Origin of the sequence: Achromobacter deleyi (assembly GCF_016127315.1) — a bacterium.
GTDB classification, from domain to species: Bacteria; Pseudomonadota; Gammaproteobacteria; order Burkholderiales; family Burkholderiaceae_B; genus Achromobacter; species Achromobacter insuavis_A.
This window is the reverse complement of record NZ_CP065997.1, coordinates 976,846-1,001,818: the sequence shown is the minus strand read 5'-3', so window position 1 is coordinate 1,001,818 and position 24,973 is coordinate 976,846. Positions and strand designations below refer to the sequence as shown.

20 protein-coding genes are annotated in these 24,973 nt (G+C 70.0%); 14 read left to right on the top strand and 6 right to left on the bottom strand.

Features of this window, described 5'->3' with window-relative positions:
• Nucleotides 1-112: 112 nt before the first annotated feature.
• Both I6I07_RS04465 and I6I07_RS04460 read left to right on the top strand, forming a co-directional pair.
• Nucleotides 113-1,048: a LysR family transcriptional regulator gene (locus I6I07_RS04465; RefSeq protein WP_035359946.1), complete on the top strand. Its 936-nt coding sequence runs from the start codon at nt 113-115 to the stop codon at nt 1,046-1,048.
• Entirely contained in the window at nt 1,048-1,605 is a 558-nt protein-coding gene (locus tag I6I07_RS04460) for a hypothetical protein (RefSeq protein ID WP_198485776.1), read from the top strand. The genes I6I07_RS04465 and I6I07_RS04460 overlap by 1 nt, the downstream gene beginning before the upstream one ends.
• 48 nt (nt 1,606-1,653) lie before the next feature.
• Here I6I07_RS04460 and glpK read toward each other — a convergent pair whose 3' ends face one another.
• On the bottom strand, nt 1,654-3,177 hold the full coding sequence (gene glpK, locus I6I07_RS04455; protein ID WP_061072552.1) for a glycerol kinase GlpK: 1,524 nt from the start codon (nt 3,175-3,177) through the stop codon (nt 1,654-1,656).
• The gene (locus I6I07_RS04450) at nt 3,164-4,618 is read right to left on the bottom strand and encodes a DHA2 family efflux MFS transporter permease subunit (protein ID WP_198485775.1); all 1,455 of its coding nucleotides are present in this window, start codon (nt 4,616-4,618) and stop codon (nt 3,164-3,166) included. Before I6I07_RS04450 ends, glpK begins: the two co-directional genes overlap by 14 nt.
• 98 nt (nt 4,619-4,716) lie before the next feature.
• Here I6I07_RS04450 and I6I07_RS04445 point away from each other — a divergent pair, with 98 nt between their 5' ends.
• From I6I07_RS04445 to I6I07_RS04430, 4 genes are all read left to right on the top strand, one after another.
• Nucleotides 4,717-4,905 carry a DUF3460 family protein gene (locus I6I07_RS04445; protein ID WP_006392680.1) on the top strand — a complete coding sequence of 63 codons (189 nt, stop codon included), beginning with the start codon at nt 4,717-4,719 and terminating at the stop codon, nt 4,903-4,905.
• Between the two features lie 16 nt (nt 4,906-4,921).
• Nucleotides 4,922-5,812: a segregation and condensation protein A gene (locus I6I07_RS04440; RefSeq protein WP_116522061.1), complete on the top strand. Its 891-nt coding sequence runs from the start codon at nt 4,922-4,924 to the stop codon at nt 5,810-5,812.
• 43 nt (nt 5,813-5,855) lie between these two features.
• Nucleotides 5,856-6,710, top strand: a complete 855-nt coding sequence (gene panC / locus I6I07_RS04435) for a pantoate--beta-alanine ligase (protein ID WP_006392682.1) — start codon at nt 5,856-5,858, stop codon at nt 6,708-6,710.
• A 118-nt stretch (nt 6,711-6,828) separates the two neighbouring features.
• On the top strand, nt 6,829-7,254 hold the full coding sequence (locus I6I07_RS04430; RefSeq protein ID WP_198485774.1) for a response regulator transcription factor: 426 nt from the start codon (nt 6,829-6,831) through the stop codon (nt 7,252-7,254).
• 144 nt (nt 7,255-7,398) lie between these two features.
• Here I6I07_RS04430 and I6I07_RS04425 read toward each other — a convergent pair whose 3' ends face one another.
• A complete protein-coding gene (locus I6I07_RS04425; protein WP_006392684.1) occupies nt 7,399-8,172 on the bottom strand; it encodes a copper resistance protein NlpE N-terminal domain-containing protein in 774 nt (257 codons plus the stop codon).
• Nucleotides 8,173-8,365: 193 nt separating this feature from the next.
• Here I6I07_RS04425 and I6I07_RS04420 point away from each other — a divergent pair, with 193 nt between their 5' ends.
• The 8 genes from I6I07_RS04420 to I6I07_RS04385 all read left to right on the top strand — a co-directional run bounded on the left by I6I07_RS04420 (nt 8,366) and on the right by I6I07_RS04385 (nt 21,158).
• Complete coding sequence (locus I6I07_RS04420) at nt 8,366-9,220, top strand: prepilin peptidase (RefSeq protein WP_061072549.1); 855 nt, start codon at nt 8,366-8,368, stop codon at nt 9,218-9,220.
• A gap of 89 nt (nt 9,221-9,309) precedes the next feature.
• Nucleotides 9,310-9,957 (top strand): dephospho-CoA kinase, encoded by a 648-nt coding sequence (coaE, locus tag I6I07_RS04415; protein WP_198485773.1) that lies wholly within the window; start codon nt 9,310-9,312, stop codon nt 9,955-9,957.
• A gap of 42 nt (nt 9,958-9,999) precedes the next feature.
• Nucleotides 10,000-10,752, top strand: coding sequence for a cell division protein ZapD (zapD, locus tag I6I07_RS04410; RefSeq protein WP_035361200.1), 753 nt, complete (start codon nt 10,000-10,002; stop codon nt 10,750-10,752).
• A gap of 135 nt (nt 10,753-10,887) precedes the next feature.
• Nucleotides 10,888-12,165, top strand: coding sequence for an MdtA/MuxA family multidrug efflux RND transporter periplasmic adaptor subunit (locus I6I07_RS04405; RefSeq protein WP_035359951.1), 1,278 nt, complete (start codon nt 10,888-10,890; stop codon nt 12,163-12,165).
• A gap of 15 nt (nt 12,166-12,180) precedes the next feature.
• Complete coding sequence (locus I6I07_RS04400; protein WP_198485771.1) at nt 12,181-15,279, top strand: MdtB/MuxB family multidrug efflux RND transporter permease subunit; 3,099 nt, start codon at nt 12,181-12,183, stop codon at nt 15,277-15,279.
• Nucleotides 15,276-18,386 (top strand): multidrug efflux RND transporter permease subunit, encoded by a 3,111-nt coding sequence (locus tag I6I07_RS04395; protein WP_198485770.1) that lies wholly within the window; start codon nt 15,276-15,278, stop codon nt 18,384-18,386. Before I6I07_RS04400 ends, I6I07_RS04395 begins: the two co-directional genes overlap by 4 nt.
• Nucleotides 18,383-19,954, top strand: a complete 1,572-nt coding sequence (locus tag I6I07_RS04390; protein WP_198485769.1) for an efflux transporter outer membrane subunit — start codon at nt 18,383-18,385, stop codon at nt 19,952-19,954. The genes I6I07_RS04395 and I6I07_RS04390 overlap by 4 nt, the downstream gene beginning before the upstream one ends.
• A 205-nt stretch (nt 19,955-20,159) precedes the next feature.
• The gene (locus tag I6I07_RS04385; protein WP_198485768.1) at nt 20,160-21,158 is read left to right on the top strand and encodes a Bug family tripartite tricarboxylate transporter substrate binding protein; all 999 of its coding nucleotides are present in this window, start codon (nt 20,160-20,162) and stop codon (nt 21,156-21,158) included.
• 58 nt (nt 21,159-21,216) lie between these two features.
• Here the strand turns inward: I6I07_RS04385 and I6I07_RS04380 are convergent, their stop codons facing one another.
• Genes I6I07_RS04380 through I6I07_RS04370 form a run of 3 tightly spaced genes read right to left on the bottom strand, consistent with a single transcriptional unit; the run spans nt 21,217 to nt 24,697 of the window.
• On the bottom strand, nt 21,217-22,470 hold the full coding sequence (locus tag I6I07_RS04380) for a D-amino acid dehydrogenase (protein WP_116522054.1): 1,254 nt from the start codon (nt 22,468-22,470) through the stop codon (nt 21,217-21,219).
• 52 nt (nt 22,471-22,522) lie between these two features.
• Nucleotides 22,523-24,022 (bottom strand): N-acyl-D-amino-acid deacylase family protein, encoded by a 1,500-nt coding sequence (locus I6I07_RS04375; protein WP_198485767.1) that lies wholly within the window; start codon nt 24,020-24,022, stop codon nt 22,523-22,525.
• A 9-nt stretch (nt 24,023-24,031) separates the two neighbouring features.
• Nucleotides 24,032-24,697 carry a TetR/AcrR family transcriptional regulator gene (locus I6I07_RS04370; protein ID WP_198485766.1) on the bottom strand — a complete coding sequence of 222 codons (666 nt, stop codon included), beginning with the start codon at nt 24,695-24,697 and terminating at the stop codon, nt 24,032-24,034.
• Between the last annotated feature and the right edge of the window lie 276 nt (nt 24,698-24,973).

Sequence of the window (24,973 nt, the reverse complement as noted above, 5' to 3'; positions counted from 1 at the left end):
CGCGGCGGGTCACGATATGGAGACGATTATGCGGAACGAGCTATGTGTTTTGAAATGAAATTATCTTATTATCCATACCAATAACCATATGGATAAGAGACAAGAGGGCCCCATGGACTGGACTCACCGGTTGCGCCTGCGCAACCTGAAAATGCTCCTCAGCCTGGCCCAGACCCGCAACATCAGCCATTCGGCCGCGATGCTCAACACGACCCAGCCGGGGTTGTCGAAATGGCTGAAGGATCTGGAAGACGACATCGGCCTGCCGCTGTTCGAGCGCCATGCCCGCGGCCTGCGGCCGACGCCGCACGGCGACGTGCTGATCGCGCACGCGCAGCGGGTCGAGGCGCAGCTGGACCGCGCCAGCGCCGACATGGCCGCGCTGCGCGAGGGCGGCGGCGGCCGGGTGGTGATCGGCGCCTCGGGCGCGTCGGCGTCGGACACCGTGCCGCTGGCGGTGATGAAGCTGCTCGAACGCATGCCGCAGGCCCGCGTGAAACTGGTGGAAGGCACCACCGACCGCCTGCTGGCGCAACTGGCGCAGGGCGACCTGGACATCGTGGTGGGCCGCTCGGCGCCCGAGCACCATGACCCGGCGATCCGCTTCGAAGCGCTGTACCTGGAGCCGATCCACCTGGTGGCGCGGCCGCGCCATCCGCTGTTCGCGCGGGAGCAGCCGGGCTGGCCAGAGCTGCTGTCGTACCGCTGGATCCTGTGGCCCAAGGGCACGCCGATCCGCAACGCGGTCGACGCCGCGCTGGCCGCGGCCGGCCAGGCGCCGCCGGCCGACCACGTCGAATCCAATTCAGTCACCATCAACCTCACCCTGATCAACAACAGCGACATGATCGGCGTGGCCTCGCATCGCGCCGCGCTGCGCTTCACGCAGATGAAGGCGATGCGCATCATCCCGGTGCGGCTGTCGGGCTTCGGCTCGGTGGCCATGTACTGGCGCGAGGATGCCTTCCGGCCCACCGCCGTGCAGGAGGCGATGGCCGCGCTGCGCAACACGGTGGCCGAACACGCCCCGGGCGTGACGAGACTGTGATGGCGCCGTCCGGCCCCGGGCTGAATGCGCTGATCGCGCAATGCCGCCGGCTGGAGGCGGCGCTGCGCGAAGCGGCGGGCGCGCCGGATGCGTCGGCGGCCATGCACCGCTTCGTCGCCGAGATGGATGCGCGCGCCGCGCCGCCGGGGCTGTGGTCGCCGCTGGCGCTGGCGGTGCTGACGATGGTCGGCGGCATCGGCGTCGGCATCGGCCTGTTGAGCCTGCTGCTGCGCCCGGCCGGCCCGGCCCTGGCGGCCTTCGCGCTGGTGCTGGCCTGCGCCGTCACGGCCCTGGTGCTGGCGATCGGCGTGGTGGCCTTCATGGGCGGCTACAGCCTGGGGTTGGTGCTGCTCAAGCGCACCGCGCTGACATTGGCCGCCGCGGGCGGACTGGGGTTGATCGCGTGGTCGCAGGGCGACATGCGCGCGGTCGGCCCGGTGGTCGCGCTGCTGGGCGGCGCCGGCGCGTGGCTGCTGATGAACAGCAATGCGTTCTATGTGTTCGCCGGCTATCGCGTGGCGTTGCGGGTGATGCAGGCGCAGGGGCGGCGGCCGTGAGCCGCCACTGAGGCGGGCGAGGCGGTCGCGGGACCGCCCGGCCGCCGATCACTTGGCGGTGTTGGACCAGCCCTTGGAGAGTTCCACCGCCTGGCGCCAGCGCCGCATGCGGGCCTCGCGCACCGAGTCCGGCCAGGCCGGTTCGAAGGTGCGTTCGGCCTGCCACTTGGAGGCGAATTCGTCCTGGCCCGACCAGAAGCCGACCGCCAGGCCGGCCAGCCCGGCCGCGCCCAGCGCGGTCGATTCCGGCACCCGCGGGCGCACCACCGGTACGCCCAGCAGGTCGGCCTGCATCTGCATCAGCAGGTCGTTGCGGGCCGCGCCGCCGTCCACCCGCAGCTCGGTCAGCGCGATGCCGCTGTCGCCGTTCATGCAGGTCAGCAGTTCGGCGCTTTGCAGCGCGATGGATTCAAGCGTGGCGCGGGCGATGTGGGCGCGGGTGGTGCCGCGCGTCAGGCCCACCAGGGTGCCGCGGGCATAGGGGTCCCAGTGCGGCGCGCCCAGGCCGGCGAAGGCCGGCACCATGAAGACGTCGTCGGTATCGGCCACGCTGGCGGCCAGCGATTCGATTTCCTCGGAGCGCTGGATGATGCCCAGGCCGTCGCGCAGCCATTGCACCGCGGCGCCGGCCACGAACACGCCGCCTTCCAGCATGTAGGCCGGGCGCCAGCGGTCCTGGCCCGCGGCCGGCAGGCCCCAGCCGACGGTGGACAGCAGGTGGTTGTGCGACTGCACCGGCTTGTCGCCCACGTTCATCAGCATGAAGCAGCCGGTGCCGTAGGTGTTCTTGGCCATGCCGGGCGCAAAGCAGGCCTGGCCGAAGGTGGCGGCCTGCTGGTCGCCGGCCACGCCGGCGATCGGAATCGAGCCGCCCAGCCATTCGGGCAGGGATTCGCCCACCACCGCGCTGCTGGGCGCGATCGACGGCAGCACGCTGCGCGGGATGTTCAGGAGCGCCAGGATCTCGTCGTTCCAGTCCTGCGTGTGCAGGTCGAACAGCATGGTGCGCGAGGCGTTGCTGGGGTCGGTGCTGTGCACCGCGCCGCCGGTCAGCTGCCAGATCAGCCAGGTGTCGATGGTGCCGAAGGCCAGTTCGCCGCGTTCGGCCTTCTGGCGCGCGCCGGGCACGTGATCCAGCAGCCAGGCCAGCTTGGTGCCCGAGAAATAGGCGTCCAGCACCAGGCCGGTACGCGATTGCAGGAAATCGGCGTGGCCGTCCTGGCGCAGCTGGTCGCACATGGGCGCCGTGCGGCGGTCCTGCCAGACGATGGCGCGGGCCAGCGGGCGGCCGCTGGCGCGGTCCCAGATCACGGTGGTCTCGCGCTGGTTGGTGATGCCGATGGCGGCCACGTCGGCGGCGCTGGCGGCGGCGTTGCGCAAGGCCTCGCGCGCCACGTCCAGCTGGCTGTGCCAGATTTCGCCGGGGTCGTGCTCGACCCAGCCCGGCCGCGGGTAGTGCTGGCGGAATTCGCGTTGGCCGATGCCGCGCACCACGCCGTCGCGATCGAACACGATGGCGCGGGAGCTGGTCGTGCCCTGGTCCAGGGCTAGGACAAATTCATTCGTCGTCACTGTTTTTGGCGCCGTTCAGGTGTGCCCCGGCCAGCGGATCGAGGCGTCTAAAGGAGAAGACCGAAGCCGCGCACAGCAGGCCGATGACGATGAAGCCGGCGATCACGTCGCCCACCGCCAGCGTCTCGGCCCCGCGCAGGGTCATGCTGATGTTCAGGGTCACCGCGGCCACGCCCACGCCCAGGCTGATGCCGAGCTGCTGCGCCATGGCGGCGAAGCTGCTGGCGCGGCTCATCTTGGCCGGGGGAATGTCGGCATAGGTTAGCGTATTTACGCCGGTGAACTGCAGCGAGCGGAAGAAGCCGCCGATCAGCAGGATGGCGATCAGCAGCCAGACCGGCGTGGCCGACGTGAAGGTGGCGCAGACCATGATGAAGGCGCCGGTCAGCACCGCGTTCACGGTCAGCACGCGGCGAAAGCCGAAATGCCTGACGATCGGGGTGGCCACGAACTTCATCAGCAGCGCGCCGGCGGCGCTGGCGAAGGTGATCAGGCCGGCCGAGAACGGCGACAGGCCGAAGCCCACCTGCAGCAGCATGGCCAGCAGGAAGGGCGTGGCGCCCACCGCGAAGCGGCACAGGTTGCCGCCCAGCGTCGAGATGGCGAACGTGGGGATGCGCATCAGCGACAGGTCGATGATCGCGTAATCGATGCGGCGCGCGTGCCAGCCGTACAGCAGGCCGCAGAGGGCGCCCACGGCGATCAGGCCCAGCAGCAGCGGCAGCGGCATTACGTCGCGGCCGATGGCCTCGAAGCCGCTGACCAGGGCGGCCAGGCACACGGCGCTGAGCAAAAAGCCCAGCCAGTCCAGGCGCGGCGCCGTCTCTTCCTTGATCTCGGCCACGTAGCGCAGCACCAGCGCGATGCCGAGCACGCCGATGGGGATGTTGATCAGGAAGATCCAGTGCCACGACATGTAGGTGACCATGAAGCCGCCCAGCGGCGGCCCGATCACCGGCCCCAGCAGCGCCGGGATCGACAGGAACGACATGGCCTTGAGCAGGTCCTGCTTGGGCACGGTGCGCAGCAGGATGATGCGGCCCACCGGCACCATCATGGCCCCGGCCATGCCCTGCACGATGCGGGCGATGACCAGCTGCGGCAGGTCTTGCGACAGGGCACAGGCCACGGAGCTGAGGGTGAACAGGCCGATGGCGGCGATGAAGACGCGGCGGGCGCCGTAGCGGTCGGCGGCCCAGCCGCTGACCGGCACGAACACGGCCACCGACAGCAGGTAGGAGGTGATGGCCACGTTCAGCCGCACCGGGGTCGATCCCAGGGCCCGGGCCATGGCCGGCAGGGCGGTCGCCACCACGGTCGCGTCCAGCATCTGCATGAACAGCGCGCAGCCGACGATGAAGGGAATCATGCGTGCCGCGCGTACCGCGTCCGGGGTTGAGGGAGGAGCGGGATTGGCTGCGGCTGCGGATTCGGCGGACATGGCGGAGGGGGGCGGTGGGACCCGGAAGATTGTAACGCCGGGCCCCGGCCCCGGGTGCAGTAAACTGGCGGCATCCGAAACCCACTGAAATTGGTGCCATGGCGACCAACTACGAATCCGAGATCACCCAGTTCCTGAAAGACTTCAAGCAGTCGCACCCTGGCACCGAAGAGCGCCAGCGTGAAGGCCGCGCCCGTCTCTGGGACAAACCGCAGGACGCGGAACTGCTGGAAGGCTTCCGCGCCGCCCGCGTGCCGCAAAAGCCGTACGTGTATCAGGCCGACTGATACTGTTGCGGCAACCATGGCCCACCCCCCCTCCGTCCCGGGCGATGCCCTGGCCGCGCTAGTGGAACCGTCCGTCGACAGCACCCCCGACACCATCGACAGCGTGGCGTTCGCGCGGCTGTACGGCGAGCCGCTGTTCCAGATGCCGACGGACCTTTACATTCCGCCGGACGCGCTCGAGATCTTCCTCGAGGCCTTCGAGGGGCCGCTGGACCTGCTGCTCTACCTGATCCGCAAGCAGAACTTCAACGTTCTGGACATCCCCATGGCGGATGTCACGCGGCAGTACCTGTCCTATGTGGAACAGATCCGCATCCACAACCTGGAGCTGGCCGCCGAGTATCTGCTGATGGCGGCCATGCTGATCGAGATCAAGTCGCGCATGCTGCTGCCGGTCAGGAAGACCGACACCGGCGAAGAGCCCGAGGATCCGCGCGCCGAACTGGTGCGCCGCCTGCTCGAGTACGAGCAGATGAAGCTGGCCGCGCAGAAGCTCGACGCCATGCCGCAGCTGGGCCGCGACTTCGTCACCAGCCACGCCGTCGCCGACCTGAGCGTCGAGCGCATGCTGCCCGAGGTCAGCGTCGACGACCTGCGCGCCGCGTGGGCCGACATCATGAAGCGGGCCAAGCTCAACCAGCACCATCACATCACCCGCGAACAGCTGTCGGTGCGCGACCACATGACGCACATCCTGCGGCGCCTGAACGACGTGCGTTTCATCGAGTTCGGCGACCTGTTCATGGAACGGGTGCGCGAAGGCGCGCCGGCCGCGGTGGTGGTGGTGCACTTCATCGCCATGCTGGAACTGGCGCGCGAGTCGCTGCTGGAAATCACGCAGGCCGAGCCTTACGCGCCCATCTACGTGCGCCTGGCCTACACCAGCGTCGCGGCGGTCGCGGCCTGATCCGATTCCCCCCGGGCTGTGCGCCCAACCCCGGAGATTCCCCTTGAAAGTCGTCCACACCATCCAGGAACTGCGCGACCACCTGCGCGGCCAGAACCGCGTCTCGTTCGTGCCCACCATGGGCAACCTGCACGAAGGCCACCTGGCGCTGATGAAGCTGGCGCGCCAGCACGGCGACCCGGTGGTCGCCAGCATCTTCGTGAACCGCCTGCAATTCGGGCCGAACGAGGATTTCGACCAATACCCGCGCACCCTGGCCGCCGACATCGAGAAGCTCGAGCGCGAACGCGACGTCTATGTGCTGTTCGCGCCCAACGAGCGCGAGATGTACCCGGAGCCGCAGAACTACCGCGTGCAGCCGCCGGACGACCTGGGCGACATCCTGGAAGGCGAGTTCCGCCCGGGCTTCTTCGCCGGCGTCAGCACCGTGGTGCTCAAGCTGTTCTCCTGCGTGCAGCCGCGCGTGGCGGTGTTCGGCAAGAAGGACTACCAGCAGCTGATGGTGGTGCGCAACATGTGCCGCCAGTTCCAGCTGCCGGTGGAAGTGCTGGCGCACGAGACCGTGCGCGCCGATGACGGCCTGGCGCTGTCCTCGCGCAACCGCTACCTGAGCGACGCCGAGCGCGCCGAGGCCCCGGCCCTGTACGCCGCCCTGCATAACGTCGGCCAGCGCCTGGCGGCCGGCGAGCGCGATGCCGCCAAGCTGGAACGCGAGGCCACCCAGCACCTGGCCGATCGCGGCTGGAAGGTCGACTACATCGCCCTGCGCCGCCAGCGCGACCTCAAGCGTCCGGAAGCCGCCGACCTGCAGGCCGGCGAGCCGGTGGTGGTGCTGGCCGCCGCCAAGCTGGGCGCGACGCGCCTGATCGACAACCTGGAACTGTCCTACACTGCCTGAGCCGGTCGCGCCGCGGCCCGCTCCGTCCGGGCCGCGCACCCCCTGGCAAAATTGCCAGCTTATGCCGCCGCCGGGGGCGGGGCAGACTCTCTGCAAGTCTTCATTGCAGAGCCGTTCCATGCACGTTCCCCGCGCCGACCTCGATTGCCTCCTGTCCACCCTGACGCCGCGCGAGCGCCAGATCGTCGCCTATGTCGCGGCCGGTCGTCCCAACAAGGTCATCGCCATCGACCTGGACATTTCCCTGCGCACCGCCGAGGCCCATCGCGCCCGGATCTTCGCCAAGCTGGGCGTTCGCAACGCCATGCAGCTGGCCTGCCGGCTGTGCGCATACGGGCAGTTGGGCGTGTCGCCCGTGCTGGGGGCGCCGCTGCCGTGCGGGCCGGGCGCGGCGGCGCCGGCCGAGTCCCGGCCCGAACCCGCCCACCCCGCTTTGGACACACCCGCGCCAGACGCGCGCTATGCGCTGCGGGCGGAGCGGGTCGATGTCATCCTCGCGGATTGTTGCGCGGCGCTTATCAATAAAGGGTATTGGAGTAAGTAGGCACTTACTTTTGTGTTGATCGGCCGCGCATGGGCTGTCTTGCCGCGCAGCGCGCTGCCCCAAAAACAAGGGCCTGGCGGATGCGTCATCCGGCAGGCCCTGCGGGGGGAGGGTCAGGCCGGGGTCATGCCCGGCCCGCCAGGCTCAGGGGCACTGAGGCGCCTGGGCCTTGGCCAGCTCGTCGATCGGATCCAGGTCCGGCTGGCGGGTCAGGTTGTAGTTCAGGTTGGGCGTCTGGCCGCCGATGGAGCGCACGCGCAGCACGTTGTTGGCGGCAACCACGAATTCGACCCGCATGTTGCCCTTGCTGTCGAGCAGCATGACGCGCGGCGGGCGCTCGTCGGTGGCGTCCCAGCAGCCTTGTTCGACGATCGGCGCGGCCTTCTGGGGATCATTTTCCAGGTAGGCGGTGCGGCCGCGCCAGCGACCGTTGGGCGCCAGGGTCAGGGTGACGCGCTGCGCCGTGCACTGCATGGCGGGCGAGAAACACGGCAGGGTGCCCATGTAGGTCTGCGGCTGCGGCACCAGGCTGTTGGCGGTGGCGCTCTGCGTGGCGGCGGGCGCCGGGACGGGCGCCGCGCCGGCCGAACCGGCGCTGGCGCCGCTGTCCGCGCCTTCCGGCACGGGCTGGCCGTCCTCGGTGGTGGCGCCCTGGGCCGCGGCGGCCTGGGTCGGGGTCTTTTTCTGGTCGGGCTTGAGCGCGATCTGCACCTGCGACGGGGCCCGCAGCACGGTGCGGTAGCCGGCGCCGGAACCCTGGTACTGGGCGTCGGTGACGGTGCTTTCGACCGGGGGATCGTAATAGCCTTCGGTGCGTTGCTGGGCGCAACCCGCGGCACCTAGCACCGTGCCCGCTAGCAGCAGCCCCATCATGCTGAGTTTGCGGGGGCGGGTAAGGATTTCGACGCGCGCGGCCATGGCAGCTGATCCGTAAGTTGAGTCTGTCTCCGATTTTACGCACTTATGCGAAGATTCGATACGTTCCCCCTCATCCTGAAAGGCGTTGCCGGCACTTTATGCACAAATTACGACACGGCTCCCGCCAGCCCGCCCGCCGCCCTGCCGCTGGCGCTCGTCCGCCGGCGCGGCGGCTCGCGTCGCGGGGGCGCGCATGACGCTGTGGCATGTCCTACCGGTGCCGCTGGCGGCGTTCATCGCGCTGGCCGCGCTGGCCGGCCTGCTGGTCGGCGGCTGGCTGACGCGGGTGACCTACCGCCTGCCGCGCATGATGGAACGCGAGTGGCAGGCGCAGTGCCAGGAGGCGGCGGGCCATGCCCGGCCGGCGACGGACGCCGGCCTGCTGACGCCGGCCGCGCATTGCCCGAGCTGCGAGGCGCCGGTGACTGGCTGGCGCCGCCTGCCGCTGCTGGGCTGGCTGGCGCTGCGCGGCCGCTGCGCCGCGTGCGGCGCCCCGATCGGCTGGCGCTACCCCGCCATCGAGTCGATCACCTGCATCCTGTTCGCCGCCTGTGCCTGGCGTTTCGGCGCCACGCCCATCGCGTTGTGCGCCATGGGACTGTCGGCGGCGCTGGTGGCGCTGGCCTGGATCGACCTGGAATCGACCCTGCTGCCGGACGCGATTACGCTGCCGCTGGCCTGGGCCGGCCTGCTGGTGAATCTGTTCGACGCCTTCACGCCGCTGTCGATGGCGGTGGTGGGCGCGGTGGCCGGCTACCTGTTCCTGTGGGTTATCTTTCATGCATTCCGCCTGCTGACCGGCCGCGAAGGCATGGGCTACGGCGATTTCAAGCTGCTGGCGGCGCTGGGGGCCTGGTTCGGCGTCGGCGCCTTGCCGATGCTGCTGCTGGGCGCGTCGGTGGTCGGCGTGGTGGTGGGCGGCGCCCTGACGCTCAGCGGCCGGGCCAGCCGCGGCCAGGCGCTGCCGTTCGGCCCGTACCTGGCGCTGGCGGGCGTGGCCGTGCTGCTGCTGGGCGGCGAGCAGGGCCTGGGATGGTTGCTGCATTGAATGGTTGATCGCGCGCGCGCTGCCCGCGGCGGCCCGTGCCGGATGGCGCGGCGGGGCGGCCTGGGCCGCGCCGCAAACGAAGGACGAACATGTTCAAGATCGGTCTGACAGGGGGCATCGGCTCGGGCAAATCGCGCGTGGCCGACATGCTGGGCGAATGGGGCGCGTCGGTGGTCGATACCGACGAGATCGCGCGCGCGCTGACCGCGGCCGGCGGCGCCGCGATGCCCGCCATCGAACGCGAATTCGGGCCCGACGCGCTGACGCCGGCCGGCGCCCTGGACCGCGACTGGATGCGCGAGCGCGCGTTCGCCGATCCGCAGGTCCGCCTGCGCCTGGAAGCCATCCTGCACCCGGCCATCGGCCACGAAACCGAACGCCAGGCCGAGGCCGCGCGCGGCGCGTATCTGGTGTTCGTGGTGCCGTTGCTGGTCGAGTCGATCGGGCGCTGGCGCGACCGTGTCGACCGCATCTGCGTGGTCGATTGCGATCCCGACACCCAGGTGGCCCGCGTGCAGTCGCGCAGCGGGCTGACGGACTCAGCCATCCGGCGTATCATGGCGGCACAGGCTGCGCGGGCGGACCGGCTCGACGTCGCGGACGACGTCATCGACAATGGCGGCGCGACCTCGCCGGAGCAATTGCGCGCGCAGGCGAAGACCCTGCATGATCGCTGGCTCGAGCTGGCGGCCACGACGGGCCGGCAAGCCCCGGGCTTGGCCGGCACCCCTGAATAATCTCGGCCTGCTGGCCGACCTCTGATGGGCCTGCTTACAAGCGTGATTGTTTACGAATATCCCTTCAACGAGCGCATCCGCGCCTACCTGCGGCTCGAATACCTGTTCGACAGGTTGTTCTTCTTTGCCCGCGAGGGGGATTCACGCCAGCACCAGGTCGCCGTCACCTCGTTGTTCGATCTGCTCGATGTCTGCGAACGCACCGACGTGAAAGGCTCGGTGCTGCAGGACCTCGAACGCCAGCGCGTCGCGTTGGTGGGGCTGCGCGACCACCCCGGCGTGGCGCAGGACGCGCTCGAAGGCATGCTGCGCGAACTCGAAAAAGTGGCTTCGGCCCTGGCGGCGCCCGGCAAGACTGGCCAGTCGCTGCGCGAGAACGAATGGCTCACCAGCCTGCGCGGCCGCCTGGCGGTGCCCGGCGGCGCGACCCAGGTCGACATGCCGTCGTACTACGCCTGGCAGCACAAGTCCGAAGCCGCGCGCTGCGCCGACCTGCAGGCCTGGCTGGCGCCCTTCACCGCCCTGAACGATGGCCTGACCCTGGCGCTGCGCCTGCTGCGCGAGTCCGGTCGCAAGACCGACATCGTGGCCGAGCAGGGCGCCTACCAGGAGATGCTGGGCGGCAAGCAGTTCCAGCTGCTGCGCGTCTGGGTCGATCCGGAGCAGGGCGTCTTTCCCGAGATCAGCGCGAATAAGTACATGATCTGGATCCGCTTTTCGACCCAGGACGGCGAATTCAAGCCCCAGCAGGTGGCGCGCAGCATCCCCTTCCAGATCACGCTCTGCAATTCGTAGCCCGGCGGGCGCGGGCGGCGGTCATCCCGCCCCGATTCCTGTTGCGACCGATTTCAGCGGTAACGGACAATGGCTGAAATGTCGGTCGTCTAGGTCACAATACGGCTTTCTCCGTCAGTGCCGGAACCGTTCCCCATGTCCGATAGCCGTCCCGTTTCCCCGCCCTCCCGCTGGACCCGCCGCAGAATCATCGGGTTGGTGGTGCTTTTGCTGGTGGTGGCCGGCATCGCCTGGCTGGCGCTGCGGCCGGCGGCCAAGCCGGGCGGCGCGGGCGGCGGACGCCCGGGCGCGGGCGGACGGCCCAACATGGCGGCGGCGATGGCCAACCTGGCCGTGCCGGTGCGGGTGGCCAGCGCCGTGACGCAGGACATCGACATCTTCCTCAAATCCCTGGGCACCGTGACCGCCTACAACACCGTCACCGTGCGCAGCCGCGTCAGCGGCGAGCTGGTCGACGTGCCGTTCCAGGAAGGCCAGCAGGTCAAGGCCGGCGACCTGCTGGCGCAGGTCGATCCGCGCGCCTTCCAGGTGGCGCTGGACCAGGCCCGCGGCACCCAGATGCAGAACCTGGCGCTGCTGGACAACGCGCGCCGCGACCTGCAGCGCTACCAGGCGCTGTTCAAGCAGGACTCGATCGCCAAGCAGCAGGTCGACACCCAGGCCGCGCTGGTGCGCCAATACGAAGGCACCATCAAGAGCGACCAGGCGAATGTCGACAATGCCCGCCTGCAACTGGACTACGCCCGCATCACCGCGCCCATCAGCGGCCGGCTGGGCCTGCGCCAGGTCGACCGCGGCAACCTGGTGTCCAGCTCGGACACCAATGGCCTGGTGGTGATCACCCAGACGCAGCCGATCTCGGTGGTCTTCACGCTGCCCGAGACGCAGCTGCCGGAGGTGCGCGCCGAGCTGGCCCAGGGCCGCACCCTGGCGGTGGAGGCCTATGACCGAGCCGATACCCGCAAGATCGCGTCCGGCACGCTGGCGACGCTGGACAACCAGATCGACGTCACCACCGGCACCCTCAAGCTCAAGGCCAAATTCGAGAACCAGGACGACGCGCTGTTCCCCAACCAGTTCGTCAACGTGCGCCTGCACGTGCTGACGCGCAAGGGCGTGACGGCGATCCCGACGGCGGCGGTGCAGCAGGGCTCGGCCGGCGCCTTCGTGTTCCAGGTGCAGCCGGACAACACCGTGCAGGTCAGGCAGGTCAAGCTGGGCGCCATCAACAATGGCATGGTGGCCGTCAACGAGGGCCTGCAGCCGGGCGACCGCGTCGTCACCGAAGGCACCGACCGCCTGCGCGCCGGCGCCAAGGTCGACGTGGTGGGCGGCGACGAGGTGATTCCGGCCGCCAAGGACAAGTCGCTGGGCGGGGGCGCGCCGGCGGGCACCACGCCCGCGACGCGATAAGCAGGGGGCCGCGCCGTGAGCCCGTCGCGCCTGTTCATCCTGCGGCCCGTGGCCACCACGCTGTCGATGGTGGCCATCCTGATCGCCGGCTTCATCGCCTACCGCCTGCTGCCGGTGTCGGCCCTGCCCGAAGTCGACTACCCCACCATCCAGGTGACCACGCTGTATCCGGGCGCCAGCCCGGACGTGATGACGTCGCTGGTGACCTCGCCGCTGGAGCGGCAGTTCGGCCAGATGCCGGGCCTGAACCAGATGTCGTCGACCAGTTCGGGCGGCGCCTCGGTCATCACCATGCAGTTCAACCTGACGCTGCCGCTGGACGTGGCCGAGCAGCAGGTGCAGGCCGCCATCAACGCGGCGTCGAACCTGCTGCCCAACGACCTGCCGGTGCCGCCGACCTACAACAAGGTCAACCCGGCCGACGCGGCGGTGCTGACGCTGGCCATCACCTCGCCCACCATGCCGCTGCCGCAGGTGCGCGACCTGGTGGACACGCGGGTCGCGCAGAAACTGTCGCAGATTCCGGGCGTGGGCCTGGTGAGCGTGGCGGGCGGGCAGCGTCCCGCGGTGCGGGTGCAGGTCAATCCGCAGGCGTTGGCGGCCAACGGCCTGGGGCTGACCGACCTGCGCACCGCGGTGGTGGGCGCCAACGTCAACCAGCCCAAGGGCAACCTGGACGGGCCGCTGCGCTCGACCACCATCAACGCCAATGACCAGCTCAAGTCGCCCACCGACTACAACGACCTGATCATCGCCTACAAGAACAACGCGCCGCTGCGCCTGTCGGACGTGGCGCGCGCGGTCGAGGGCGCCGAGGACACGCGCCAGGCCGCCTGGGCCGGCGACAAGCCGGCCATCCTGCTGAACATCCAGCGCCAGCCCGGCGCCAACGTCATCGATGTGGTCAACCGCATCCAGACGCTGCTGCCGCAGCTGCGCGCGGCGCTGCCGGCCACGCTGGACGTGACGGTGGTGTCCGACCGCACCCAGACCATCCGCGATTCGGTGGCCGACGTACAGTTCGAGATGCTGCTGGCGGTGGCGCTGGTGGTGATGGTGACTTTCGTGTTCCTGCGCAGCATCACGGCGACGCTGATTCCCAGCGTGGTGGTGCCGCTGTCGCTGGTGGGCACGTTCGGCATCATGTACCTGGCCGGTTTCTCCATCAACAACCTGACGCTGATGGCGCTGACCATCGCCACCGGCTTCGTGGTGGACGACGCCATCGTCATGATCGAGAACATCGCCCGCCATATCGAAGAGGGCGAGACGCCGCTGCAGGCCGCGCTCAAGGGCGCCTCGCAGATCGGCTTCACGCTGATCTCGCTGACCTTCTCGCTGATCGCGGTGCTGATTCCGCTGCTGTTCATGACCGAGGTGGTGGGGCGGCTGTTCCGCGAGTTCGCCATCACGCTGGCGGTGTCGATCCTGATCTCGCTGGTGGTGTCGTTGACGCTGACGCCGATGATGTGCGCGCGCCTGCTGCGCGCCGAGTCCGAGCAGAAGCACGGCCGCTTCCACCAGGTGACCGGCGCCTTCATCGACCGCACCATCGCCGCCTACGACCGCATGCTGCAGAAGGTGCTGCGCCACCAGCCGCTGACGCTGCTGGTGGCGCTGGCCACCTTCGCGCTGACGGTGCTGCTGTACATCCTGATCCCCAAGGGCTTTTTCCCGCAGCAGGACACCGGGCTGATCCAGGCCATCACGCAGGCGCCGCAATCGATTTCCTTCTCCGCCATGGCCGAGCGCCAGCAGGCCGCGGCGCGGCTGGCGCTGGAAGATCCCGACGTGCAGGCGGTGTCGTCGTTCATCGGCGTGGACGGCAGCAATGCCACCCTCAGCGCCGGCCGCATGCAGATCGCGCTCAAGCCGCAGGCCGAGCGCAACGGTGACCTGCCGACCGTGATGACGCGGCTGCAGGAGGCCTTCGGCAAGCAGGACGGCCTGACCGTCTACATGCAGCCGGTGCAGGACCTGACCATCGAGGACCGCGTCAGCCGCACCCAGTACCAGATGACGCTGTCCAACCCGGACCTGAAGGTGCTGAGCGAGTGGACGCCCAAGCTGATCGACCGGCTGCGCCAGGTGCCGGGCCTGAAGGACGTGACCGATGACCTGCAGGACGACGGCCTGCAGACCTGGGTCGAGATCGACCGCGACGCGGCCTCGCGCCTGGGCATCACGGCGGCGGTGGTGGACGAGGCGCTGTACGACGCCTTCGGCCAGCGCCTGATCTCGACCATCTTCACCCAATCCAACCAGTACCGCGTGGTGCTGGAGGTGCAGCCGCAGTTCCAGATGAACCCGGCCTCGCTCGGCCAGATCCACGTGCCGACCTCCACCGGCGCGCAGGTGCCGTTGTCGTCCATCGCCCGCATCACCGAGGGCAAGACGGTGCTGGCGGTGAACCGGCTGGACCAGTTCCCGATGGTCACGGTGTCGTTCAACCTGGCGCATGGCGCGTCGCTGTCGGCCGCGGTCGAGGCGATCACCGCGGCCGAGGCCGAGATCGGCATGCCGGCCAGCGTCGAGACGCGCTTCCAGGGCGCGGCGCTGGCGTTCCAGAACTCGCTGTCGAGCACGCTGTGGCTGATCCTGGCGGCGATCGTCACCATGTACATCGTGCTGGGCGTGCTGTACGAAAGCTACATCCACCCGATCACCATCCTGTCGACGCTGCCGTCGGCCGGGGTGGGGGCGTTGCTGGCGCTGCTGATCAGCGGCACCGAGCTCGACATGATCGGCATCATCGGCATCATCCTGCTGATCGGCATCGTCAAGAAGAACGCCATCATGATGATCGACTTCGCGCTCGACGCCGAGCGCAAGCGCGGCCTGTCGCCGCGCGCGGCGATCCATGAGGCCGCGCTGCTGCGCTTCAGGCCGATCCTGATGACCACGCTGGCGGCGCTGTTCGGCGCGCTGCCGCTGATGCTGTCGACCGGCACCGGCGCCGAGCTGCGCCAGCCGCTGGGCCTGGTGATGGTGGGCGGCCTGCTGCTGAGCCAGGTGCTGACGCTGTTCACCACGCCGGTGATCTACCTGATGTTCGACCGCATGTCGCGGCGCTGGCGCGGCATGCGCCAGGCGCGCGCCGGAGACGCGACGTGATCCTGTCGGCGCCCTTCATCGTCCGGCCGGTGGCGACCACGCTGCTGTCGCTGGCGATCGTGCTGGCGGGCATGCTGTCGTTCTTCCTGCTGCCGGTGGCGCCGCTGCCGCAGGTGGACATCCCCACCATTTCGGTGTCGGCCAGCCTGCCGGGCGCGAGCCCCGAGACCATGGCCTCCAGCGTCGCCACGCCGCTGGAACGCTCGCTGGGCAGCATCGCCGGCGTGACCGAGATGACCTCCAGCAGCACCCAGGGTTCGACCCGCGTGACGCTGCAGTTCGACCTGTCGCGCGACATCAACGGCGCGGCGCGCGACGTGCAGGCGGCCATCAATGCCGCCCGCTCGCTGCTGCCGACCAGCCTGCGCAGCAATCCCACGTACCACAAGTCCAATCCGTCGGACGCGCCCATCATGACGCTGGCGATGACGTCCGACACGCTCAGCCAGGGCCAGATGTACGACCTGGCCTCGACCATCGTGGCGCAGAAGCTGTCCCAGGTGGACGGGGTGGGCGAAGTGACGGTGGGCGGCAGTTCGCTGCCGGCGGTGCGCGTGACGGTGCTGCCGGGCGCGCTGGCCAACCGCGGCGTCTCGCTCGACGACGTGCGCACGGCGCTGGCCAACGCCAACGCCAACCGCCCCAAGGGCGTGCTCGAAAACGACCAGTACCACTGGCAGGTGATGGTCAACGACCAGCTCAGCCGCGCCGAGCAGTACCGGCCGCTGATCGTGGCCTGGCGCGACGGCGCGCCGGTGCGCGTGTCGGACGTGGCCAAGGTCGAGGACTCGGTCGAGGACCTGTACCAGACCGGTTTCTACAACCAGCGCAACGCGATCCTGATGATCGTGCGGCGCCAGGCCGACGCCAACATCATCGAGACCGTGGACGCGGTGCGGGCCCAGCTGCCGGTGCTGCTGGCGCTGATGCCGGCCGACGTGCAGCTGACCGTGGCGCAGGACCGCACGCCCAGCATCCGCGCCTCGCTGCACGAGGCCGAGCTGACGCTGGTCATCGCGGTGGGCCTGGTGGTGCTGGTGGTGCTGCTGTTCCTGCGGCGCTGGCGCGCGGCGATCATTCCCAGCGTCGCGGTGCCGGTGTCGCTGATCGGCACCTTCTGCATCATGTATCTGTGCGGCTTCACGCTCAACACCATCTCGCTGATGGCGCTGATCGTGGCCACCGGCTTCGTGGTGGACGACGCCATCGTGGTGCTCGAGAACATCATGCGCCACGTCGAGAACGGCATGTCGCCGATGCGGGCGGCGCTGCGCGGCTCGCGCGAAGTCGGCTTCACGGTGCTGTCGATGAGCCTGTCGCTGGTGGCGGTGTTCATCCCGATCCTGCTGATGGGCGGGGTGGTGGGGCGCCTGTTCCGTGAATTCGCGGTGACGCTGTCGGCGTCCATCATGGTGTCGCTGGTGGTGTCGCTGACGCTGACGCCGATGATGTGCGCGCGCCTGCTCAAGGCCGAACCCAAGGAGCCCAGGCCGCCGGGCCGCCTGGCGCGCTGGGCCGAGGGCGGCTTCGCCTGGATGCAGGACGGCTACCGCCGCAGCCTGGCCTGGGCGCTGGCGCACAGCCGCCTGATGATGCTGATCCTGGCGGCGGCGGTGGGGCTGAACGTGTACCTGTACACGGCCGTGCCCAAGGGCTTCTTCCCGCAGCAGGACACCGGCCAGCTGCTGGGCTTTTTCCGGGTCGACCAGGGCACCTCGTTCCAGGCCACGGTGCCCAAGCTGGAGGCGCTGCGCAAGGTGGTGCTGGCCGATCCGGCGGTGCAGAGCATGACCGGCTTCGCCGGCGGGCGCGGCGGCAGCAACAGCAGCTTCATGCAGATCCAGCTCAAGCCGCTGGCCGAGCGCGGCGTGTCGGCCGACCAGGTCATCAACCGCCTGCGGGCGCGGCTGCAGAACATGCCGGGCGCGCGCATGTTCCTGGTGTCGCAGCAGGACATCCGCATCGGCGGCCGCCAGAGCCAGGGCTCGTACGACTACACCCTGATGTCCGGCGACCTGCAATTGCTGCGCACCTGGATGCCCAAGGTGCAGCAGGCCATGTCGAAGATTCCCGAGATCACCGACGTCGACACCGACGTCGAGGACAAGGGCCGCGAGATCAACCTGGTGATCGACCGCGACGCCGCCACGCGGCTGGGCGTGAGCATGTCGACCATCTCCACGGTGCTGAACAATTCCTTCAGCCAGCGCCAGGTGTCGGTGATGTACGGGCCGCTGAACCAATATCACGTGGTGCTGGGGGTGGACCAGAAGTTCGCCCAGGACATCGAGTCGCTCAAGCAGGTCGAGGTGATCACCTCGAGCGGGGCGCGGGTGCCGATGGCGGCCTTCGCCCGCTTCGAGAACGCCAACGCGCCGCTGAGCGTGCAGCACCAGGGGCTGTTCGTGGCCGACACGGTGTCGTTCAGCCTGGCGCCGGGCGTGTCGCTGGGCCAGGCCACCGCCGCCATCGACGCCGCGGTGGCGCGCATCGGCCTGCCGTCGGATCAGATCCAGGCCGGCTTCCAGGGTACGGCGGCGGCGCTGCAACAGACGCTGGCGCAGCAGCCCTGGCTGATCCTGGCGGCGCTGGTCACCATGTATATCGTGCTGGGCATCCTGTACGAGAGCTTCGTGCATCCGCTGACGATTCTGTCGACGCTGCCGTCCGCCGGGCTGGGCGCGCTGCTGGCGCTGCTGCTGGTGCGCACCGACTTCACGCTGATCGCGCTGATCGGGGTGTTCCTGCTGATCGGCATCGTCAAGAAAAATGCCATCATGATGGTGGACTTCGCGCTGGACGCCGAGCGCAACCAGGGCATGGCGCCCAAGGAAGCCATCTTCCAGGCCTGCCTGACGCGCTTCCGGCCGATCATGATGACGACCATGGCCGCCATCTTCGGCGCGCTGCCGCTGGTGGTGGCCACCGGCGCCGGCGTCGAGATGCGCCAGCCGCTGGGCATTACCATCGTGGGCGGGCTGGTGCTGAGCCAGATCCTGACGCTGTACACCACTCCGGTGGTCTATCTCTACCTTGACCGTTTCCGCCTCTGGGCCGCGCGCGGGCGCGCCCGGCGTGGCGGGGCCGCTTCGATAGAACAACTATGATCCGTAACGCCAAGCCTTTCCCTTCCGCATTCCTGCCGCGCGCCGGCATCACGCTGGCGCTGTGCGCCGCGCTGGCCGCCTGCGCCGTCGGCCCCGACTACCAACGGCCGGCCCTGGACGTGGGCACGGCCTACAAGGAAGGCCAGGGCGAGGTGCCGGGCTGGAAGCCGGCGCAGCCGCGCGACGACGCCGATCGCGGGCAATGGTGGCGGGTCTATGACGACGCCACGCTCAACGGCCTGGTGGACGCACTCAACACGTCGAACCAGACCATCGCCCAGGCCGAGGCCAATTATCGCCAGGCGCTGGGCCTGGTGCGCGGCGCGCGCGCCGGATTCTTCCCCACGGTGGGCGCGGGCGCCGGGCTGACTCGCTCGGGCAATGGCGGCGGCAGCAACGGCGGTTCGTCGTCCTCGTCGTCGGGCGGCGGCAACGTGTCCAACCAGTATTCGCTGACCGGCAATGTCAGCTGGGAGCTGGACGTGTGGGGCCGCGTGCGCCGCAGCGTCGAGTCCTCCGAAGCCAGCGCGTCGGCCAGCCTGGCCGACCTGGCCGCGACCCGCCTGAGCGCGCAGGCCGCGCTGGTGCAGGCGTATCTGCAGTTGCGCGTGCTGGACGAGCAGAAGCGCCTGCTGGACGCCACCGTGGCGGCCTACGAGAAGTCGCTGCAGCTGACGCAGAACCGCTACAGCGTGGGCGTCGTCGGCCAGGCCGACGTCGCCGTGGCGCGCACCCAGGTCGAGAGCACGCGCGCCCAGTCGATCGACCTGGATTGGCAGCGCGGCCAGTACGAACACGCCATCGCCGTGCTGATGGGCCAGGCGCCGTCGCACTTCAGCCTGCCGCCCGCGGCGTTCTCCGTGCAGCTGCCGCAGATCCCGGTGGGCCTGCCGTCCGAATTGCTGGAGCGCCGCCCAGACGTGGCCGCCGCCGAGCGCCGCGCCGCCGCCGCCAACGCGCAGATCGGCGTGGCCCAGGCCGCCTGGTTCCCCAGCCTGACCCTGTCGGCCGACGGCGGTTTCCGCAACGGCCAGTTCGCCGAGCTGTTGACGGCGCCAGCGCGCTTCTGGTCGCTGGGGCCGGCGCTGGCCTTGACCATTTTCGACGGCGGCGCGCGCCAGGCGCAGGTCGAGCAGGCGCGGGCGTCGTACGACGCGCAGGCCGCGGCCTACCGCCAGGCCGCGCTGACCGGGCTGCGCGAAGTCGAGGACTACCTGATCCAGCTGCGCGTGATGGAGAACGAGCAGACCGTGCAGCGCCGCGCGCTCGAGGCCGCGCGCGAATCGCTGCGGCTGATGCAGAACCAGTACAAGGCCGGCCTGGTGGATTACCTGAGCGTGGCCGTGGTGGACGCCACCGCGCTCAGCAACGAGCGCAGCGCCCTGACGCTGTACGGCAATCGCCTGGTGGCCAGCGTCAACCTGATCGTCGCGTTGGGCGGCGGCTGGAATGGCCTGCCCACGCCGCAAGCGGCCAATACCGCCACCGCGCCAGCCGCTGGCGGCACGCCGGATGCCGCGCCTGCCAACGCGCCGGCCGTCGCGCCAACCCCCGCTTCCGCCAGGTAGGGATAACGCCTAACTCCTCCTCTGCCCGATTGACAAGCCAGGGGCCCGGGTTCCTAATGCGACAAAAGTGACCATATGGTCACGTCGGGCCCAGGCCCGGGTCGCGGCCCCTGCCCACGGCAGGACCGGCCGCGCCGAATCGCGAAGCACCGATGCACCGGATTCCGTTTGATCAATCGAACACTTCTGACGAAGGGGAAAGAGGATGGGCAGGTTTTTTCGTGCAGGAAAGGGCGCCGTCGCGACCCTGGCGGGCGGCATTGCGCTGGCGGCGGCGTTGACCGCCCCGGCGGCCGGCGCCGCGTGGCCGGAACGTCCCATCACGCTGATCGTGCCGTTCCCGCCGGGCGGCACCACCGACATTTTCGCGCGCACCATCGCCGAACACATGCGGCCGGCGCTGGGCCAGTCCATCGTGGTCGAGAACAAACCGGGCGCCGCCGGCAACCTGGGCGTGGCGGCGGCCGCGCGCGCCCAGCCCGACGGCTACACCATCGTGCTGGGTTCGGTGGGCACGCAGAGCGTCAACCAGTTCCTCTACAAGAACATCGGCTTCAATCCCGCCACCGACCTGGTGCCGCTGGGCATGATCGCGTCCACGCCGAACGTGATGGCGGTGGCGGCCGGTTCGCCATGGCGCACGCTGCAGGACGTCATGCAGGCGGTGAAGAAGGACCCGGGGAAGTATTCCTATGCCTCGCCCGGCATCGGCTCGTCGGTGCACCTGACCGGCGCCTACTTCGAGTCGATGGCGGGCCTGCGGATGCTGCACGTGCCGTTCAAGGGCTCGTCGGCCGCGATCCCCGCGGTGATCGGCGGGCAGGTCGACATCCTGATGGACAACCTGCCGAGCTCGATGGCGGCGCTCAAGGCCGGCGACCGGCTGCGTGGCATCGCCGTCACGTCGGCCGAGCGCAGTCCGGCCGCGCCGGACCTGCCGACCATGGCCGAGGCCGGTTTGCCGGGTTTCGAGGTGACGGCCTGGTCCGGCCTGTATGCGCCGCGCGGCACGCCCGCGCCGGTGGTGGACAAGCTGATCGCGGCGATGAAGCAGGCGCTGCAATCGCCGGCCCTGCGGCAGTCGCTGGCGCAGGGCGGCGCCACGCCCGGCAACCTGTTCGGCGCCGACCTGGCCGCCTTCGAGGTGAAGGAGCGCGACAAGTGGGGCAAGCTGATCCAGAGCCGCGGTATCAAGGCGGAATGACACAGGGGGCGCGCGACCGACCGTCGCTGAAACCCGTGCGCGGCTCGGCGCCGCGCCCTCAGGCGGCGAACGCGAAGCCCGCCGCTTCCACGGCGGGACGCTGCCCGCGCATCAGGTCGACCAGCATGCGCGCGCTGCCCGCGGCCAGCGTGAAGCCCAGGCCGCCATGGCCGGCGTTGAGCCACAGGTTGCGCCACGGCGTGGCGCCGATCAACGGTTTGCCGTCGGGACGCGCCGGCCGCAGGCCGGCCCAGGGCTGTGGCGCGCCGGCCGCGTTCAGGCGCGGAAACAGGCGCGCCACGTCGCGCTCCAGGCTGCGCGTGCGGCGCGGGTCGATGGCGCCGTCGGCGGCGCCGATGTCGACCATGCCCGCCACCCGCAGGCGCTGGCCCAGCCGCGCATAGACCACCTTGCGGCCGATGTCGCTGATGCTGGCGCGCGGCGCGATGCTGTCGGGCGTCAGGTCGTAGGTCAGGCTGTAGCCCTTGAGCGGATAGATGCGCAGGTCGAGCCCGATGCGGCGCGCCAGCGCCTGCGCGCCGATGCCGCCGGCCAGCACGTACTGGTCGGCCTGCAGGTCGCCAGCGGGCGTGGCCAGCGCCACGATGCGGCCGCCCTCGGTGCGCAGCGCCGATACCGGCGTGTCGAAATGGAATCGCACCGCGCCGGGCGCGGCCCGCAGGATGCGCTCCAGCTCCGTGCACAGGCGCAGGCAGTCGCCGGCGTCCTCGGTCGGCGTGTGGATGGCGCCGGCGATGCTGGCGCCGATGTCGGCCAGCGCCGGCTCCAGCGCCAGGCAGGCCTGGCGGTCCAGGGCGCGTTGCTCGCAACCCAGCGAGGCCTGGTAGTCCATCTGCGCCAGCGCCCGGCCATAGGCCGCCGCGTCCTGGTAGACCAGCAGCTTGCCGTCCGAACTGAAGTCGAACGCCGGCCGCTCGTGGCCGACCAGTTGGTGCATGCAATGGCGGCTGTACAGCCCCAGCGCCAGCAGTTCACGGGTGGTGGCGCGGCTGCGGCCGCGGGTGCAGGCCTGCAGGAAGTCCAGGCACCAGCGCCATTGCGCCGGGTCCAGCCTGGGCCGCCAGCGCAGCGGCGTGTCGCGCCCCAGCAGCCATGCGGGCAGCTTGGGCAGCACCGCGGGGTCGGCCAGCGGCGCGACGAAGCTGTAGCTGAGCTGGGCGCCGTTGGCGCGGCTGGTGGCCAGGCCCGGGCCGGGGCCGGCCTCCACCACGCTGACGCGGTGGCCTTCGCGATGCAGATAGTAGGCGGTGGCCATGCCGACCACGCCCGCGCCGATGACGATTGTGTGCATGATGCTCCGGGAGCGGGGCGCCGCCCGCGGGACGGCGCCGGGTGACGGGGATTCAGGCGGCCCAGGCCGGCGTTTCGAAACCGGGCGCGGCGCGCTCGGCGCCACGTAGCAGGCGGCCGGGGCGGGCGCCGGTGGCCACGCCATGCGCCTCCACCAGCTCGCCGTTGACCAGCACCGCCTGGATGCCGGCGGACGGCTGCAGCGGTTCGGCGAAGGTGGCCAGGTCGGCCACCGCGGTCGGGTCGAACACCACCACGTCGGCATAGCAGCCGGCGCGCAGCACGCCGCGGTCGCGCAGGCCGAACTGGGCCGCGGTCAGGCTGGTCATGCGGCGGATCGCCTCTTCCATGCCGAGCACGCGCATCTCGCGCACGTAGCGCCCCAGCACCCGCGAGAACGCGCCCCACAGGCGCGGATGCGGCCGCTGGTCGTGCGGCAGGCCGTCGGAGCCGATCATCACGCTGCCGTGGCCGATGACGCGCTTGACGTCGTCTTCGTCCATCGAGAAATAGATGGCGCCGCCGGGCGACAGTTCCTCGGCCAGGCGCTGCGGGTCCTTGCCCTCGCGCGCCGCCAGTTCGCGCAGGTCCACGCCCTGGATCTCGGGGCGGGTCTGCGACCAGGTGACGATGATCCTTTCGCCGGCCGGCACGCGGCGCGGCTCCAGAATGGTGGACGAGGCGGCGTAGGGATAGACGTCCATGCCCAGCGGCTGGTCGGCGCGGGCGCGGTCGAACAGCGCCAGCGTTTCGGCGGTGCGGCCATGGTTGTGCTTGCCGGTGACCTTGTGGTGCGACAGGATCGCCGGCACGTCGGCGGCGCGGCCGATCAGGAAGGCTTCTTCCATGGCGTCGCAGACGTGGTCGGCCTCGTCACGCAGGTGGGTGGTGTAGAGGCCCTGCCACGACGACAGCGGCTCGGCCACGCCGATCACCTCTTCGGTGCTGGCGTGCATGGCGGTGGGGTAGTACAGGCCGGTCGAGAGGCCCGCGGCGCCGGCCGCCATGGCCTGGTCGAGCGCGTGGCGCATGACCGCGATTTCCTTCTTGTCGGCGGGCCGGTCGAGGCGGTCCATCGCCGACACCCGCAGGCTCGAATGGCCCACCAGCGCCAGGCTGTTGACCGCGGCCGGGCTGGCTTCGAGCGCGGCGGCGTAGTCCTGCATGCGCGCATACAGCTCGCCGGTGTGCTGCGCCAGCAGGTTCAGCGGCGGCGGCACGGTGTCGCCGGGCGCGTGCACCGGCGCCAGGCTGATGCCGCAGTTGCCGGTCACCACCGTGGTGACGCCCTGGCTGACCTTGGGCCGCATCAGTGGCGCGGCCAGCAGCGCGCGGTCGTCATGGGTATGGCAGTCGATGAAGCCCGGCGCCACCACCTTGCCGCTGGCGTCGATGCGATGCCGGGCATGCCAGGCCGCGCCGTCGCCGATGGCCGCGATGCGCTGGCCGGAGATGGCCAGGTCGGCGCGGCGGGCGGGCGCGCCCAGGCCGTCGGCGATCAGGCCGCCGGTGATGATGAGGTCGTATTCCTGCGGATCGGGTTGCGCGGGCATGGGAGGGGATCAGGGTTCGGGGTCGGCGGGCGGCCGCGCTTTCTTGCGGCGCGCCTCCAGATGGGCCAGGGATTGCTGGTTGAGCGCGTCCGGGAAACCCTGTTTCACCAGGTGCTCCAGCGCGTCGTTGATGCGCGCCCAACCTTCCGGCGTGCGCAGCGGCACGCCGAGGAAATGGCTTTCGGTCTTGGCGCGCAGCATCAGGTACAGCACGCCCGCCAGCATCACGCTGACGACGGCGGGCACGTCCATCTCGGGGGTCAGGCCGTCGACGCGGTCGATGAAACCGCGCGCGGCGCGCTCGCGGCGGTCGGCCAGCGGGGCGGACACCTCGTTGCGTTCGATCAGTTCCCAGCGCCGCACTTCGCGCAGCGTCTCGTTGCCGGACAGGGCGTCGATCTGCGCGCGCAGCATCGACAGCACCAGGTCGCCGGGACTGCGCTGGCTGGATTCGTCGGCCGCCAGCAGGTCGGGATTGCGGGTCCAGAAATCCTGTTCCTGCATCCAGGCCAGCATCAGGCCGGGCATGCCGTCGAAATAGCGGTAGATGAGTTCCTTGCTGACGCCGGCGCGCTTGGCGATGGCGTTGATGCCTACGCCTCCCATGCCGGTTTCCTTGATCTGGTCTTCGAGGGCCCGCAGGATCTGGCGCTCGGTATTCTCACGTCGGGACATTGGCCGGTTCCTTCTTGGTGAGGAGGGAGTGTCATCTTGCCAGACTTCCCCGTCCGGGTAGACGGCCGTAGCGCGTCGGCGGTGCCTGGGCGGCCATCGAAGTGGGGCATGCGGGCTTCCTCGTGTGAAGGCGGCGGCGGGGAGGCGGGGCCGCGCGGCAATGCGCCGGCCCGATGGCATCCCTTGATGTGACTATGTGGTCACAATGATGGTCAAGATAGGGCGCGGGCGCCCGGCGCGGCAAGGGGGGAGTTTCCCTAGGCGGGAAGGAGAGGG

What these genes read in the sequence shown, in the direction of transcription:
- I6I07_RS04420 (WP_061072549.1), top strand. Translation starts at nt 8,366, where the DNA reads ATGACGCTGTGGCATGTCCTACCGGTGCCGCTGGCGGCGTTCATCGCG.
- I6I07_RS04370 (WP_198485766.1), bottom strand. Translation starts at nt 24,697, where the DNA reads ATGTCCCGACGTGAGAATACCGAGCGCCAGATCCTGCGGGCCCTCGAA.
- I6I07_RS04465 (WP_035359946.1), top strand. Translation starts at nt 113, where the DNA reads ATGGACTGGACTCACCGGTTGCGCCTGCGCAACCTGAAAATGCTCCTC.
- I6I07_RS04375 (WP_198485767.1), bottom strand. Translation starts at nt 24,022, where the DNA reads ATGCCCGCGCAACCCGATCCGCAGGAATACGACCTCATCATCACCGGC.
- coaE (WP_198485773.1), top strand. Translation starts at nt 9,310, where the DNA reads ATGTTCAAGATCGGTCTGACAGGGGGCATCGGCTCGGGCAAATCGCGC.
- I6I07_RS04450 (WP_198485775.1), bottom strand. Translation starts at nt 4,618, where the DNA reads ATGTCCGCCGAATCCGCAGCCGCAGCCAATCCCGCTCCTCCCTCAACC.
- I6I07_RS04385 (WP_198485768.1), top strand. Translation starts at nt 20,160, where the DNA reads ATGGGCAGGTTTTTTCGTGCAGGAAAGGGCGCCGTCGCGACCCTGGCG.
- I6I07_RS04425 (WP_006392684.1), bottom strand. Translation starts at nt 8,172, where the DNA reads ATGGCCGCGCGCGTCGAAATCCTTACCCGCCCCCGCAAACTCAGCATG.
- I6I07_RS04405 (WP_035359951.1), top strand. Translation starts at nt 10,888, where the DNA reads ATGTCCGATAGCCGTCCCGTTTCCCCGCCCTCCCGCTGGACCCGCCGC.
- I6I07_RS04430 (WP_198485774.1), top strand. Translation starts at nt 6,829, where the DNA reads ATGCACGTTCCCCGCGCCGACCTCGATTGCCTCCTGTCCACCCTGACG.
- I6I07_RS04380 (WP_116522054.1), bottom strand. Translation starts at nt 22,470, where the DNA reads ATGCACACAATCGTCATCGGCGCGGGCGTGGTCGGCATGGCCACCGCC.
- I6I07_RS04445 (WP_006392680.1), top strand. Translation starts at nt 4,717, where the DNA reads ATGGCGACCAACTACGAATCCGAGATCACCCAGTTCCTGAAAGACTTC.
- I6I07_RS04390 (WP_198485769.1), top strand. Translation starts at nt 18,383, where the DNA reads ATGATCCGTAACGCCAAGCCTTTCCCTTCCGCATTCCTGCCGCGCGCC.
- I6I07_RS04440 (WP_116522061.1), top strand. Translation starts at nt 4,922, where the DNA reads ATGGCCCACCCCCCCTCCGTCCCGGGCGATGCCCTGGCCGCGCTAGTG.
- I6I07_RS04460 (WP_198485776.1), top strand. Translation starts at nt 1,048, where the DNA reads ATGGCGCCGTCCGGCCCCGGGCTGAATGCGCTGATCGCGCAATGCCGC.